This is a genomic window from Nonomuraea guangzhouensis, assembly GCF_019396345.1.
In the GTDB taxonomy this organism is placed as follows: Bacteria; Actinomycetota; Actinomycetes; order Streptosporangiales; family Streptosporangiaceae; genus Nonomuraea; species Nonomuraea guangzhouensis.
This window is the reverse complement of record NZ_JAHKRM010000053.1, coordinates 41,325-56,351: the sequence shown is the minus strand read 5'-3', so window position 1 is coordinate 56,351 and position 15,027 is coordinate 41,325. Positions and strand designations below refer to the sequence as shown.

The window sequence follows — 15,027 nt, the reverse complement described above, 5'->3', positions numbered from 1 at the left end:
ACACGGCGATCGGTGGCTACGTCCGCTGGCGCAACGCCCGTGCCCAACCAAAGACCAGCTTCGCCGCCACTTCACCTATCCGAAGCTGGACCAGTTACCCGGCCAAGGTTGCGTGACGGGCCACTAGCGGAGCGAGATGTGCAGGGCCTCGCCCACCTTCCGGTAGCCGACGCGGGCGTAGACCCGTGCGGCGCCGTCGTCGGCGGGGGTGAGGAACGGCGTCGTGATCCCGGCGTCCATGCCCGCGCGGGTCAGCAGCGCCGTGACCGCCCCCGCGATGCCCCGCCGCCGGTGTGAGGGACGCACCGCGATCCCCGCGACCTCGGCGACCCCCTGATGCGGGCTGCCGATCTGCCCGGCGCCGACCACGTCCCCGGTGGTGGTGTCCACGGCGGCGGCCACGAGCCCGCCGCCGTTCAGGACCCGCCGAAGCCGCGCGACGTCGTGCTCGTTGGCCTCCGGCGCCTCGAACGTCTCGCTCATCACCCGCGCGACGTGCCAGAGGTCGGCGTCATCGGTCACGAGCGCGACCCGGACGGCCGGGTCGACGGGCGCGACCCGGACGGTTGCGCCGATGGGCAGGTCCAGGACGACTGCGTCGACAGGTGCGTCCACCGCCTCGCCCGGCGAGCACACCAGGACCGGGTAGCGGCCCTCCGCCGTGAACCCGGCTTCGAGCAGCGCGTCCTCCACCTTCGGCGCCGCCTGCGGCAGGTACTCCAACCGTGGTGTCCGTGCCCGCTCACGGAACACCGCGACCAGCGCGGCGACCTCATCCGCCGTGGGGGCACTGTGGTCGTCGGGTACGGCGTAGTTGAACGGCAGCGCGTCGTCATGCTCATCGAACCGGATCACGAACGGCCCGGCCCGATGCGCCCGAGCCCCGGCCACCGACCTGAGATAGGCATGTGCGGCGGCGTCCAGCACGTAAGTGTCCTCTCCGCAGAACGATGATCACTACAAGCTAGGGGCGCTGTTGACGTTACGTCCAGTTCGGGAGACGGTCATTGATAAGGCCAGGTGGACCGGAGGCTTGAGGTGCGGTTCGGAATCTTCTACGAGCATCAGCTGCCCCGCCCCTGGGAGCCGGACAGCGAGCAGCGCCTGTACGCCGACGCGCTGGAGCAGGTCGAGATCGCCGACCGGGTGGGGTTCGACTACGTGTGGGAGGTCGAGCACCACTTCCTGGAGGAGTACTCGCACTCGGCGGCGCCTGAGGTGTTCCTCGCCGCCGCCTCGCAGCGCACCAGGAACATCCGGCTCGGCCACGGCATCGTGCAGGTGCCGCCACCGGTCAACCACCCTGCCAGGGTCGCCGAACGGGTCGCCACGCTCGACCTCGTCTCAGGTGGCCGGGTCGACTTCGGCACCGGGGAGGCGAGTTCGGCGGCCGAACTGGGTGGGTTCGGCGTGGACCGGGAGCGTAAGCGGGCCATGTGGCAGGACTCGCTCGACGCGATCACCCGGATGTTCGTCGAGGAGCCGTTCGCCGGGTGGCATTCGCCGTACCTGCGGATGCCGCCGCGCAACGTGATCCCGAAGACCGTCCAGAAACCGCACCCGCCGCTGTGGGTGGCCTGCTCGCGGCGGGAGACGATCCACCTGGCGGCGCGGAACGGGATCGGGGCGCTGTCGTTCGCGTTCGTGCATCCGGAGGACGCGGGGAAGTGGTCGCGGGACTACTACCGGCTGCTGGAGTCGGAGGAGTGTGTGCCGGCGGGGTTCGCGGTCAACGCCAACCTGGCGATCGTGCTGCCGATGATGTGCCACGAGGATCCCGCCGAGGCCCGGCGCCGGGGCGCTCTCGGGGCCGCGTTCTTCGCCTATGCTTTGGCGCATTATTACGGTCCGTCGAAACACACTCCCGGCCACAACAGCATTTGGGGAAATTTCACGAAAGATGGCCCTAAGATGGGGGCGCAAGGGACGGATCCGCTCGCGGGTGCGTTGGGTAGCCCGCAGCAACTCATCGACCTCATTACCCGGTACGAGGCGGCCGGCGTCGATCAAATGATCTTCGTGCTCCAGGCCGGGCCGAATCGCCACGACCATATTTGCGAAAGCCTGGAATTGTTCGGGAAAAAGGTCCTTCCCGCATTCACCGAAGGCCGCGAAGAGCGCGAGCGTGAGAAATCCTCGCGACTCGCCCCGGCCATTGAAGCCGCCCTCTCCAGACGGTCCCCGGCCAGGAGGCTGTCCCAGCCGTACGTGATCGACGAGGACGCGGAACTGTCCCGCCTCACCCACCGCCCGCCCCCAACCCCGGCGGATCTCCTCGCCGCGACCCGCAAACGAGCCCGCCTCATGGGCCGGCACCTCCTGTCCCGCTTGGTCGCGACCCGCTCGGACGAGGACCTGACCCGCTGGCTGACCCCCGGCCGGCAACGCCTCCTGTTCACCCTGATGGCCCGCTCCTTCCAACCGGACAAGGCGTTCGGCTTCCAGGGCACCCTCGAATTCCGCCTCCAACCCCGCTCCACCTGGACCATCGCCATCCGAGGCCCCCGAGCCCGCGCCTTCCCCGGCCCCGCCCGCACCCCGTCCCTCTCGCTCACCCTCCCGGCCGCGGACCTCCTCCGCATCCTCGCGGGCACCGCCAACCCGGCCGCCCTGCTGGTGTCCGGCCGCCTGAAGATAACGGGCGACGTGACACTGGCTTCCCGGGTGGCGGAGATGTTCGGCGGCCCTTCGCCGTACTAGCGGGGGACCTGTGAGCGGGGCCCCAGGGTTGACGTTCAGAAGCCCGCGAGCCCATCCGAGCGCCGCGTCGGCGGGAGCTGGTACGGCGGAACCCGGCGCCTGTCACGCCGCCCAACCCAATCCCGAAGAACACGGCCCATCATGCGCACGTCACGGCGCCCGGCCACCTCCACCGGAGGAGCGTGCCCCTGGACAGTCCCCAGCACCGGTCGGCGGGTGGGGCCCACCGGGCTGGCCGTACAAGATCGAAAAAGTGCTTATCCTAGGAGTTTCCTTGCCGCCTGCTCGATCTCTTCCTCGGACATCAGCACATGGCCGGCCGCGTCCCCCAGCGGAATGAAGCTGTCCGCCGACGTCACCCGCGCCACCTGCCCCGAGAACCCCGCGTCCACCAGCTCGGCCACGATCCCCTCGGACACCCCGCCCGTGTGCCGGGTCTCGTCGGCGATGAGCACCTTGCCCGTCAGCTCCGCCGCCCGTACCAGGTCCTCCACCGGCAGCGGCGCCAGCCACCGCAGGTCCAGCACCCGGCAGCCGAAGCCCTCCTGCGTGAGACGGACGGCGGCCCGCAGGCTCATCCGCAGCCCGTTGCCGAACGTGACGATCGTGAGATCGCGCCCGTCCCCATAGGATCGCGCCCGCCCGATCGGGACGTGCGTCTCGGGCCAGCGCGACGGCGGCGCGTACGGCGCCAGCCAGCCCCCGTCGCCCTCCTCGAACAGGTCGCGCGTGTGATAGAGCGCGATCGGCTCCAGGAACACGCACACGGACCCCTCCGTGCGCGCGGCCGCGAGGCAGGTGCGCAGCATGGCCGAAGCGTCGTCGGGACGCGACGGCGAGGCGATGACCAGGCCGGGGATGTCGCGCAGGGCGCCGACCGCGTTGTCGTTGTGGAAGTGGCCGCCGAACCCCTTCTGGTAGGCGTAACCGGCCACCCGCACCACCATCGGGTTGAGGTAGGCGCCCCGCGAGAAGAACGACAGCGTGGACGCCTCGCCCCTGAGCTGGTCGAGCGCGTTGTGCAGGTACGCCAGATACTGGATCTCGGGCACGGGCAGCAGCTTCGACACCCCCGACCCGAGCGCGAGCCCCAGGATGGACGACTCGTCCAGGTGCGTGTCGAACACCCGCCCGGCGCCGAACCGCTTCTGCAGCCCCCGGGTGACGCCGTAGACGCCGCCCTTCTTGGCGACGTCCTCGCCGAAGACCATCATCTCCGGGTGGACGGCCAGCGCGTCGGTCAGCGTGCGGTTGATGGCCTGGGAGAGCGTCAGCGGCTTCTCGGCCTCGGGCAGCGCGCCGGCGAACGCCCGCTCTCTGACCGACGCCTCGGCCGCCACCGGGCTGATCCTGGCGATCATCTCGGCGCGGCGCGGCGCGAGCGGCTCCATGATCTCCTTGGCCGAGCTGAGGCGCGGGCCGCGGCTGGTCTCCAGGGCGATCCGCAGCACGTGCTCGCGGGACGACTCGTAGTGCGTGAGCAGCTCCTCGGGCGTCGTCAGCCCCGCCTCGACCAGCAGCCGGGCGGTGGTGAGGAGCGGGTCGCGCTCCATGTCGGCGCGGATCTCCCGCTGGGTGCGGTACGCGGACTCGACGTCGGACCCGGCGTGGCCCATGAGCCGGACCGTGCTCAGGTGCAGGAACGCGGGGGAGCGGTTGGCCCGTACGTGCTGGACCGCCCGCGTTGCCGCGTCGTGGGCGTCGGCCAGGTCACAGCCGTCGGCGGCGAAGTATTCGATGCCGGGACGCCGCGCGCTCGCCGCCACCCAGCCCTTGGGCGTGCGGACGCTGATGCCGATGCCGTTGTCCTCGCACACGAACAGGATCGGCAGCGCCTGCCCCTGATGCGTGGCATAGGCGGCGGTGTTGAACCCCGACAGCGCCGTAGCGTGGTTGACGGACGCGTCGCCGAAACTGCACACGGTGATCGCGTCACGCGCCCACGGCGAGGGGACATCCAGCGCGCGGGCCCGCTCGATCGCGAAGGCGACGCCCACCGCGCGTGGCAGGTGGCTGGCGATCGTCGAGGTCTGCGGGATGATCGCCAGGTCGGGATGGCCGAACACCTTGTGCCGGCCGCCCGCGATCGGCTCCTCCGCCGAGGCGGTCAGCCCCATGAGCACGTCGCGGATGCCCTGCTCGGGCAGCCGCCCGGCCTGCTCGGACCTGGTCAGGTAGAAGGCGCCCGAGCGGTAGTGCAGCAGCGCGGGGTCGTCTGCCCGCAGCGCCGCGGCGACCGCCGCGTTGCCTTCGTGGCCGGCCGAGCCGATCGTGTAGAAGCTCTCGTTCTGCTCGCGCAGCCAGCGGGCCGCGATGTCGAGCAGACGGCTGTCGAGCTGGCGCTGGAAGAGGGTGCGGCACTGCTCGCCGGTCAGCGACGTGCCCTCGCGTACGGGCAGGCCGGGATCACGGGCCGCGCCCGTCCTCAGCGTCGTAACCGCTTGGGTGAAATGGGTCTCAACAGTGTCGCGCGCCACAAGGCGATTATGTCGTCCCGATACCGGGTTCGTCTGCCTGTCGGGAGGGACATGTTGTGGACCGGTCCGATTGACCCTGATCCATAACAGATTGTCAGATTGAGCCACTTTGTGGCCAACCTGAATGTTTACTGGGAGCGAATGCGTGGCACCCTCAATGCCGCGTTGAACGCAGGGATCCAGAAAGGAACCCGCATGTTACAACGCATCCGTGTCGCCGCCATCGCGCTCGCGACGGCCGCCGGGCTTCTCGCCCTGGCGCCGTCCGCGTCGGCCGCGGCCAAGGCCCCCTCCATCTCCGATGTGGACCTCAGCCCGGGCTCCCCGGTCGTGGTCTTCGACAAGCCGGTCACGGTGACGTTCACGTTCACCACCGGCGACGCCAAGACGGCCGAGCTCCAGCTCAAGCCGCCCGGCCTGAGCGTCGGCACGCCCGTCGAGCTCAAGCCGGCGCCGTTCGGCCTCCGGACCAAGTGGACCGGTACGAAGAGCTTCGAGGCGAAGGACGCCGGCAAGTGGAGCTTCCTCGCCATCGCCCACGGTGACGGCGAGAAGTCCGTCAGCGGCACCTTCGACATCCAGAAGGCCCTCGTCACCAAGATCGTCGACTTCGGCGCCAGCCCCGGCCAGGTGGACCGCGGCGACCTGATCAGGGTCTCTGGCCGGCTCCAGGCCGACGGCAAGGGATACGCCGGGGCGTCCGTGGCGATCACTTTCCGTGAGAAGGGCGCCGACGCCTACCGCGGTGTCACCTCGGTCACCACTGGCCGCGACGGCTGGTTCGCCACCAAGGTACGGGCCAGGGCCACCGGCTACTGGCGAGCCGAGTTCGCCGGGAACAAGGAGGCCCGGGCCTCGGTCAGCGACAGCGACAGGGTCGACGTCCAGGTCAGGCACGATCGCGACAGCAGGATCACCGGCTTCGACGCCGCACCCGATCCCGTCGACAAGGGCTCCCGGCTGAACTTCACCGGCACCCTGCAGGCCGAAGGCTGGCGGGCACTGCCCGGCCAGCGGGTCTCGATCTTCTTCAAGGCCGATGGGTCGCGCCGGTGGGAGTACGTCACCAGCGACGAGACGAACCGCGACGGCCGCTTCTGGGCCAGCGCGACCGCTGAGTCGTCGGGCTGGTGGCGGGCCGCGTTCGCCGGCACCAGCGGCGTCAGGGGCTCGGTCAGCGACGCCGAGCGGGTCACGGTCGTCGAGCCCACCCCGCCGCCGACGGCGGACAAGTCGGCCAGCCGCGTGATCAAGTTCAACGCCTACCCGGAGCCGGTCAAGCGCGGTAAGTACCTGAAGTTCAGGGGCAAGCTGCAGATCGACGACAGCGGATCCTGGGAGGGGTACGCGGGCAAGGTCGCGCTGTACTTCAAGCCGGTCGGCGCGCACAAGTGGCAGTACGTGAAGACCACGTCGTCGGGTGACAGCGGCAAGCTGTACGCCAGGGTCAAGGCGTGGAAGTCGGGCTCGTGGAAGTTCGTGTTCGGCGGGGATGACGATTTCTATGGCGACAGCAGCCGTAGGGACTATGTCCGCGTGAAGCGGTAACACGTCGGCACCGCTAGCTGAGGCCCGGGGCGATCTGCTCCGGGCCTCACGTGTTGCCGCTAGGACTCGGGAGCTTTGGCTCCGAGGCTGATGAGCATGCTCTTGAGCTCACCGAACCCGCCCTCGAGTCCGCCGAGCCTGCCTTCGAGTCCGTCGAACCTGCCCTTGAGCTCGGCCATGTCCTTGTCGAGGGCCTCGAACCGACGGGCCATGGACAACTCGAGGTTGTCGATCCTGGTGCCTTGCTGATCGAGGCGATGACTGACCTTTGCGATGTCTTGATTGACCCGGTCGAAGCCATCCATCATGTCGATGTTGAGCGTGTAGATCTTCTCGTCGAGCTGCTTTGTCCGGAGATCGATCTTCTGGTTGAGCTCTTTGGTCCGCTTGTCGATCTTGTCGAGGATGTTCTTCCCCATGGCGTCAGCGCGCACATGGTGGACATCGAACCGTTCGGCGATCGTCATGTCAGGCACACCGCTAACTGTACGTTCCTCGAGCACGGAGACCCGGTCCGTGAGCTCCATCACTGCCGCGTGCAAGTCCAACGCTGACGCTCCTTTGAAGGGGGGATTGCGCTTGCATCGGGAAAGCTACCCTCCGTAACGAGCCCGTCGCAGCCGGATACGAAAACCTGTGCGACCTACTCCGCCCGCCTGAACTGCGCGATCCCCACCCCCAGCAGCACCGCCCCCAGAAGAGCCACCACCCCCAGCTCCACCCCCACCGGCACCTGGAAGTCGAACCACCGAACCCCCGGGTTGAGCACCGCGTTCACCTGCGCCGGAACGTCGAGGTGGGAGAAGACCGCCTCCCGCATCGGGTCCACCGCGTACGTCATCGGGTTGATCACCGTCAGCAGGTGCAGCCACGACGGCAGGTTCGCCAGCGGGAACATCGCCCCCGACAGGAACATCATTGGCATGATCGCCATCTGCATCAGCCCGAAGAAGGTCTGCATGTTGCGCATCCGCGCCGCCAGCATCACCCCGAACGCCGTGATCGTGAACGCCGCGAGGAACATCTCCGCCAGCAGCGTGACGATCAGAGCCGGCGAGTACGGTACGCCGACCAACCCGGCCATCGCCAGGATGACGACGCCCTGCCCGGTGGCCACGAGGGCCCCGCCCAGGCACTTGCCGACCACGATCGCCCCACGTGAGACCGGGGCGACGAGCATCTCGCGCAGGAAGCCGAACTCGCGGTCCCACACGATGGACCCGGCCGAGAACATGCCGGTCATGATCACGGTCATCGAGATCATGCCGGGATACATGAAGGTGCGGTAGTCGATGCCCGGGATGGTGCCGCGCACCAGCGAGCCCAGCCCGGTGCCCATCACGAACAGCCACAGCACCGGCTGCAGCAGCATCGACAGCATGCGGGTGCGGTCGTTGACGAACCGCAGCAGCTCCCGGTGCAGGACCACCTTGATCGCCCGGAGATCGTGCCCGGCGCTGTGCACCGGCACCCGGACGCTGATCGCCTCTGTCGCCATGACTATCGCCTCGCCATCGCTCTCATCCACGCCCTGCCGCCTGACTCGGCGCCTTCCTCGGCGTCGCGGATCGTGGAACCGGTGTAGTTCATGAACACGTCGTCGAGGGAGGGCCGTGAGACGCTCACCGACCTGATCGGCATGCCGAGCTCGGCGAACAGCCGGGGCACGAACTCCTCGCCCGAGGCGACGGCGAACGTCACCGCGCCCTCGCGCACGGCCGCGTCCAGGTCGAACTTCTCGCGGAGCGCCTTGATCGCGGCGTCGTCGTCACCCGTCTGGATCTGCACCCGGTCCTTGCCGATGCTGGCCTTCAGCGCCTCCGGCGAGTCGATGACGACGATCTCGCCGTGGTCGATGATCGCGATCCGGTCGCAGTACTCGGCCTCGTCCATGTAGTGGGTGGTCATGAAGATGGTGATGTCCTCCAGGTGCCGGAGCTGGTTGATGTAGCCCCAGATGGCCGAGCGGGTCTGCGGGTCGAGGCCGACCGTGGGCTCGTCCAGGAACAGCACCCGGGGCGAGTGCAGGAGCCCCCGGGCGATCTCCAGCCGCCGCTTCATGCCGCCGGAGAACGTCATGACCTTGGCGTCCTTGCGGTCCCAGAGCGCGACCATCTCCATGACCTGCTTGATCCGGTCGCCGACGATGCTCTTCGGCACGCCGTACAGCTCGGCGTGGAAGCGCAGGTTCTGCTCGGCGCTCAGGTAGCCGTCGAGCGTCGGGTCCTGGAAGACCAGCCCGATGTTCCTGCGTACCTCGTCGCGCTCCCGCACCACGTCGTGCCCGGCGACCGTGGCGCTGCCGCCGGTCGGGTTGACGAGCGTGCAGAGCATGCTGATCGTGGTGGTCTTCCCGGCGCCGTTCGGGCCGAGGAAGCCGAACACCTCGCCAGGTGCCACCTCCAAGTCGACGTTCTTGACGGCCTCGACCTTGCCGTAGGTCTTCTTCAGGCCGTGTACGGCCACCGCCGCCGCTGTCATCGTCAGTCCTCCGCGAGGATCTGGAAAACGGACTTACGTGTCTGCCTGAGCAGCTTCTTGGCCTGGGTGACCTGCTGGTCGTTGGCCGTCCGCGCCAGGTGGCTGAACGCCTCGTTGAGCTGGGCCCACAGCAGCCGCAGCTCGTGCCGGTCCTCGGGCACCGAGCGCGCCACCTCGTCCCAGGGCGGCTCGCCGTCGAGGTGCCGTTCGGCCTGCTCGCGGCCCTGCTCGGTCAGGCGGTAGATGCGGGAGCCGCCGCTCTCGTCGCTGGCGACCAGGCTCTCGTCCTCCAGTTGCTGGAGTGACGGATAGACCGAGCCGGGGCTGGGCCGCCACACGCCGCGGCTGCGCTCCTCTATGTCCTGGATCATCTGGTAGCCGTTCTTCGGCCCCTCGCTGAGCAGGCTCAGCAGCGCGGCCCTGACGTCGCCGCGTCGTACGCGCGGAGCGTCGCCCTCCCAGCCCATCGGCGGCACGCCGGGCAGGCCGCCCATTGGCGGCGGGCCACCCGGGAAGGGCGGCATGCCCGGGCCCATCGGGGGTGGGGGTGCGCCGGGCGGGAACGGTGGTCCCGGCGGTAAGTGGGGATGTGGGGGTTCTGTAGCCGCTTGCAGGATGTCATCCCACAGATTGGGATCACGCATGATGCCTCCAACTATCGAGATATCGTGACGATATATCTAGATAGTTGGCGTGAAAAGCCCATGTTTTGCGGACATGGCGCTCTGTTAGTGAGCGTTAACTGAGGCCGTGATGGCGGCCCTGGCCATCGCGTGCAGGAGGGGGCGCATGGCCTGCGCGGGCAGTTCGCCGGCGCTGTGCGGGGTGGAGTTGAGCAGCCCGAAGACGGCGTGCGTGGCGGCCCGGAGCCGCGGAGGCGGGCACGACGGGTGCAGCTCGGCCAGCACGGTCACCCATTCCTCGACGTACAGCCGCTGCAACCGCCTGATCTGCCGCCGCTCGCGCTCGGGCACGTTGCCCAGCTCCCGGTCGTGCACGGTGATCAGCGCGGGCTGTTCGAGCGCGAAGGTGATCTGCACGTTCAGCAGCGCGTTGAGCGTCTCCTCCGGCCCGCCGGGCGAGGTGACCGCCGCTGCGGCCGACTCGCGCAGCCGCGAGCTGATGCCCAGCAGCATCTCGGCGAGCAGCGCCTCCTTGCCGCTGAAGTGGCGGTAGAGCGCCGGGCCCGAGACGCCGACCGCGCCGCCGATGTCCTCGATCGAGACGCCGTGGAAGCCGCGCGCGGCGAACAGGTTCGCGGCCGCGCCGAGGATCTCCAGGCGCCGGCTGCCACGGCTCCGCGTCGTCGTCACGTCTCACATGGTAGACGGTTACGTTAATGATGACTAACATCTGCCTCATGACGGAAGGGGGCACATGAGCGACTGGCCGGTGCTGAACTCGGCCGCGGACCCCGGCAGCGAGGCGTTCAAGCAGAACGCCGCGCTCAACGAGCGGCTCGCCGCCGACCTGCTGGAGCGGCTCGCCGTGGCCGCCGCGGGCGGCCCCGAGCGGTCGCGGCAGCGTCACGTCGAACGCGGCAAGCTGCTGCCGCGCGACCGCGTCGACGGCCTGCTCGACCCCGGCTCCCGCTTCCTGGAGCTGTCGCCGCTGGCCGCCAACGGCCTCTACGACGACCAGGCGCCGGCCGCCGGGATCATCACCGGCGTCGGCCGGATCGCCGGGCGCGAGTGCGTGGTCGTGGCCAACGACGCCACCGTGAAGGGCGGCACGTACTACCCGATCACCGTCAAGAAGCACCTGCGCGCGCAGGAGGTGGCGCTGCACAACCACCTGCCGTGCGTGTACCTGGTCGACTCCGGCGGCGCGTTCCTCCCCAAACAGGACGAGGTCTTCCCCGACCGGGAGCACTTCGGCCGCATCTTCTACAACCAGGCCACGATGTCCGCGCGCGGCATCCCGCAGATCGCCGCGGTGCTCGGCTCCTGTACGGCGGGCGGCGCGTACGTCCCGGCCATGAGCGACGAGGCCGTCATCGTGCGCGACCAGGGCACCATCTTCCTCGGCGGCCCGCCGCTGGTGAAGGCGGCCACCGGCGAGGAGGTCACGGCCGAGGAGCTGGGCGGCGGCGACCTGCACGCCCGGGTCAGCGGCGTCACCGACCACCTGGCCGAGGACGACGCGCACGCGCTGGCCATCGTCCGCGACATCGTCTCCACGCTGGCCCCGAGAGCCGAGCGGCCCTGGGACCGGGCCGAGCCCGCGGAGCCCCGGCACGACCCGCGCGACCTCTACGGCATCGTGCCCGCCGACACCCGCCGGCCGTACGAGGTGCGGGAGGTCATCGCCCGGCTCGTCGACGGCTCGCGGTTCCTGGAGTTCAAGGCCGAGTACGGCTCGACGCTGGTCACCGGCTTCGCCCACCTGCACGGGCACCCGGTCGGGATCATCGCGAACAACGGCATCCTGTTCAGCGAGTCCGCGCTGAAGGGCGCGCACTTCATCGAGCTGTGCGACCGCAGGCGCATCCCGCTGGTGTTCCTGCAGAACATCAGCGGCTTCATGGTCGGCAAGGCCTATGAGGCGGGCGGCATCGCCAAGCACGGCGCCAAGATGGTCACCGCGGTCTCCTGTGCCAGGGTGCCGAAGTTCACGGTGGTGATCGGCGGCTCGTTCGGCGCGGGCAACTACGCCATGGCCGGGCGGGCGTACTCGCCCAGGTTCCTGTGGATGTGGCCGAACGCCCGCATCTCGGTCATGGGCGGCGAGCAGGCCGCGAACGTGCTCACCACCGTCGGCAACGCCGACGCGGACGCCATCAGGGCCCAGTACGAGCACCAGGGCAATCCCTACTACTCCACGGCCCGGCTGTGGGACGACGGTGTGATCGACCCGCTCGACACCCGCACGGTCCTCGGCCTGGCACTCTCCGCGGCGGCCAACGCCCCGCTCGACCCCGTCGGCTACGGCGTCTTCCGGATGTGACTGTGTCCATGGCCCCACTGCCCAATCGCGTGCTCATCGCCAACCGGGGTGAGATCGCGGTCCGCGTCATCCGTACGCTGCGTGCGCTCGGCATCACGTCGGTGGCCGTTCACACCGCCTCGGACGCGGATGCCCGCCATGTCCGCGAGGCAGACATGGCCCTCCAGGTCCCGAAATATCTGGATATAGAGGCGATCGTGGCGGCGGCCGAAGCGTCCGGCGCGCAGGCCGTCCATCCCGGATACGGGTTCCTCGCGGAGAACGCCGAGTTCGCCCGCCGCTGCGCCGCGGCCGGGCTGGTCTTCATCGGCCCGCCGCCCGAGGCCATCGACGCCATGGGCGACAAGATCCGCGCCAAGGCCACCGTCTCGGCCGCCGGGGTTCCGGTGGTGCCGGGCGGCGCCGAGCCCGGCGACTCGCTGCTGTCCTGGACGGACTTCCCCGCCCTGATCAAGCCGTCGGCGGGCGGCGGTGGCAAGGGCATGGTGCTGGTCCGTTCGGCCGCCGAACTGCCCGACGCGCTGGAGTCGGCCCGCCGTACGGCCCGCGCCGCGTTCGGTGACGAGACCCTGCTGATCGAGCGCTACGTCGAGAACCCCCGCCACATCGAGATCCAGGTCCTGGCCGACACCCACGGCAACGTCGTCCACCTGGGCGAGCGCGAGTGCAGCCTGCAACGCCGCCACCAGAAGATCATCGAAGAGGCCCCGTCGCCCTTCGTCGACGCGGCGATGCGCGAGCGGATGGGCGCCGCGGCGGTGGAGGCCGCCCGCGCGGTGGGTTACGTGAGCGCGGGCACGGTCGAGTTCATCGTCGACGGCACCACCGGCGCGTACCACTTCATGGAGATGAACACCCGCCTCCAGGTGGAGCACCCGGTCACCGAGCTGGTGACCGACCTCGACCTGGTGGAGCTCCAGCTCCGGGTGGCGGCGGGCGAACCGCTGCCCATCGCCCAGGACGAGGTACGGCTCCGCGGCCACGCCGTCGAGGCCCGCGTCTACGCCGAGGACCCGTCGCGCGGCTTCCTGCCCACGGGCGGCCGGGTGCTGCGCCTGGCCGAGCCCGACCGCGTCCGGGTCGACTCCGGGCTGGTCGAGGGCGGTGTCGTGGGCAGTGAGTTCGACCCGATGCTGGCCAAGGTCATCGCCTGGGCCCCCACGCGGGAGGCGGCCTTCGGCCGGCTCGACAAGGCGCTGGCCGAGACCGCCGTGCTGGGCGTGATCACGAACGTGCCGTTCCTGCGGGCGCTCGCGGCGCACCCGGCCGTGCGGGCGGGCGAGCTCGACACGGGGCTGGTCGAGCGGGTCCTGCCCACGTTGGTCCCCGACGCCGGGCCGCCGGACGAGGTGCTGGCCGCCGCCGCGCTGGCCTTCCATGTCGCGCCGGTGGGTTCGGATCCGTGGGAGGTCGCGGACGGCTGGCGGGTCGGCGAGCGCGCGTGGACGTCCTGGCGGCTGGAGTCCCGGGACGGCGTCCACACGATCCAGGTACGCGGCCTGCCGGAAATATCCGCAGAAATCCGGATAAATGAACCAGGCGGCGGTGTGGTCGTCCCGGCCAGGATCCTGGTCAACGACGCCGAGCTGACCGTCACCCTCGACGGCCGTACCTCCCACTACACCCACGCCCGCCACGACGACACCCTCTGGCTGGGCAGAGACGGCCAGTCCTGGGCCCTCACCCGCCACCGCATCGGCGACCCCGGCGACCGCCCCGGCGCCGCGCACGCGGGCGACGGCGTGGTCAGAAGCCCCATGCCCGGCACCGTCCTGGTCGTCAAGGTCCAGCAGGGCGACCAGGTGAGCGCGGGCCAGCCGCTCCTCATCGTGGAGGCCATGAAGATGGAACACACCGTCACCGCCCCCTGCGACGGACAGGTCACCGAGCTGCCCGTACAGGCGGGCCAGCCGGTCGACATGGACGCCGTCCTGGCCGTCGTCACGTCAGGGGAGTCATGATGCGCACGCCGTACCCGATGGAGGGTCTTCCGCGCCAGGTCACCGTCTACGAGGTGGGCCCGCGCGACGGCCTGCAGAACGAGTCCGCGATCGTCCCGGTCGAGGTCAAGGCCGAGTTCATCGACCGGCTCGCCGACGCCGGCCACCGGGTGATCGAGGCCACCAGCTTCGTCCACCCCACGTGGGTGCCGCAGCTCGCCGACGCGCAGGACCTGCTCACCAGGCTCGACCGGCGGCCGGGCGTCCGTTACCCGGTGCTCGTCCCGAACGAGCGCGGCCTGGACCGGGCGCTGGCGCACGACGTCGAGGAGATCGCCATCTTCGCCAGCGCCACCGAGACGTTCGCCGCCAAGAACCTGAACCGCGGCCTGGAGAGCCAGTTCGAGATGTTCGAGCCGGTCGTGGCCAGGGCGCTCGACAACGGCGTCAAGGTACGCGCGTACGTGTCGATGTGCTTCGGCGACCCGTGGGAGGGCCCGACGCCGATCGCGCAGGTCGTCGCGGTCGGCGAGCGGCTGCTCGGCCTGGGCTGCCACGAGCTGTCGCTCGGCGACACGATCGGCGTCGGCACCCCCGGGCACGTCACCGCGCTGATCGAGTCGTTCCGCGATCCCGACCGGCTGGCCGTGCACTTCCACGACACCTACGGCCAGGCCCTGGCCAACACGCTGGCCGCGCTCCGCTCGGGCGTGCACGTCGTCGACGCCTCGACCGGCGGCATCGGCGGCTGCCCCTACGCCGAGTCCGCCACCGGCAACCTCGCCACCGAGGACCTCGTGTGGATGCTGCACGGACTCGGCATCGACACCGGCCTAGACCTCGACAAGCTCGTGGCCACGAGCACCTGGCTGGCCGAACGGCTCGGCCGTCCCAGCCCGTCCCGCGTCGTCCAGGCTCTCGCGAAAGGCTGACCC

General features: G+C 69.9%; 12 protein-coding genes. 5 read left to right on the top strand and 7 right to left on the bottom strand.

Translation table 11 applies throughout. From position 1 onward, the window contains the following. Nucleotides 1-123: 123 nt before the first annotated feature. Nucleotides 124-927 (bottom strand): GNAT family N-acetyltransferase, encoded by an 804-nt coding sequence (locus KME78_RS59115; protein WP_219539068.1) that lies wholly within the window; start codon nt 925-927, stop codon nt 124-126. 111 nt (nt 928-1,038) lie between these two features. Here KME78_RS59115 and KME78_RS59110 point away from each other — a divergent pair, with 111 nt between their 5' ends. Continuing rightward, nucleotides 1,039-2,700 (top strand): LLM class flavin-dependent oxidoreductase, encoded by a 1,662-nt coding sequence (locus tag KME78_RS59110; protein ID WP_219539067.1) that lies wholly within the window; start codon nt 1,039-1,041, stop codon nt 2,698-2,700. Between the two features lie 257 nt (nt 2,701-2,957). Here the strand turns inward: KME78_RS59110 and KME78_RS59105 are convergent, their stop codons facing one another. Continuing rightward, on the bottom strand, nt 2,958-5,177 hold the full coding sequence (locus KME78_RS59105) for a thiamine pyrophosphate-dependent enzyme (RefSeq protein WP_219539066.1): 2,220 nt from the start codon (nt 5,175-5,177) through the stop codon (nt 2,958-2,960). A 195-nt stretch (nt 5,178-5,372) separates the two neighbouring features. Between KME78_RS59105 and KME78_RS59100 the strand changes: the two genes are divergently transcribed. Beyond that, nucleotides 5,373-6,725 (top strand): hypothetical protein, encoded by a 1,353-nt coding sequence (locus KME78_RS59100; protein WP_219539065.1) that lies wholly within the window; start codon nt 5,373-5,375, stop codon nt 6,723-6,725. 59 nt (nt 6,726-6,784) lie between these two features. Here KME78_RS59100 and KME78_RS59095 read toward each other — a convergent pair whose 3' ends face one another. The 5 genes from KME78_RS59095 to KME78_RS59075 all read right to left on the bottom strand — a co-directional run bounded on the left by KME78_RS59095 (nt 6,785) and on the right by KME78_RS59075 (nt 10,519). Beyond that, nucleotides 6,785-7,273 (bottom strand): hypothetical protein, encoded by a 489-nt coding sequence (locus KME78_RS59095; protein ID WP_219539064.1) that lies wholly within the window; start codon nt 7,271-7,273, stop codon nt 6,785-6,787. 95 nt (nt 7,274-7,368) lie between these two features. Then, complete coding sequence (locus KME78_RS59090) at nt 7,369-8,223, bottom strand: ABC transporter permease (RefSeq protein WP_219539061.1); 855 nt, start codon at nt 8,221-8,223, stop codon at nt 7,369-7,371. Nucleotides 8,224-8,225: 2 nt separating this feature from the next. Next, entirely contained in the window at nt 8,226-9,206 is a 981-nt protein-coding gene (locus tag KME78_RS59085) for an ATP-binding cassette domain-containing protein (RefSeq protein WP_219539059.1), read from the bottom strand. A 2-nt stretch (nt 9,207-9,208) separates the two neighbouring features. Continuing rightward, nucleotides 9,209-9,730, bottom strand: coding sequence for a PadR family transcriptional regulator (locus KME78_RS59080; protein ID WP_219539057.1), 522 nt, complete (start codon nt 9,728-9,730; stop codon nt 9,209-9,211). 204 nt (nt 9,731-9,934) lie between these two features. Beyond that, nucleotides 9,935-10,519 carry an SACE_7040 family transcriptional regulator gene (locus tag KME78_RS59075; RefSeq protein WP_219539055.1) on the bottom strand — a complete coding sequence of 195 codons (585 nt, stop codon included), beginning with the start codon at nt 10,517-10,519 and terminating at the stop codon, nt 9,935-9,937. 64 nt (nt 10,520-10,583) lie between these two features. Here KME78_RS59075 and KME78_RS59070 point away from each other — a divergent pair, with 64 nt between their 5' ends. From KME78_RS59070 to KME78_RS59060, 3 genes are read left to right on the top strand one after another with little or no spacing between them, the layout of a single operon-like run. Continuing rightward, nucleotides 10,584-12,152 (top strand): carboxyl transferase domain-containing protein, encoded by a 1,569-nt coding sequence (locus tag KME78_RS59070; RefSeq protein ID WP_219539053.1) that lies wholly within the window; start codon nt 10,584-10,586, stop codon nt 12,150-12,152. Nucleotides 12,153-12,160: 8 nt separating this feature from the next. Beyond that, a complete protein-coding gene (locus KME78_RS59065; RefSeq protein ID WP_219539052.1) occupies nt 12,161-14,113 on the top strand; it encodes an acetyl/propionyl/methylcrotonyl-CoA carboxylase subunit alpha in 1,953 nt (650 codons plus the stop codon). Next, on the top strand, nt 14,110-15,024 hold the full coding sequence (locus tag KME78_RS59060; protein ID WP_219539050.1) for a hydroxymethylglutaryl-CoA lyase: 915 nt from the start codon (nt 14,110-14,112) through the stop codon (nt 15,022-15,024). Before KME78_RS59065 ends, KME78_RS59060 begins: the two co-directional genes overlap by 4 nt. The last annotated feature ends 3 nt before the right edge of the window (nt 15,025-15,027 follow it).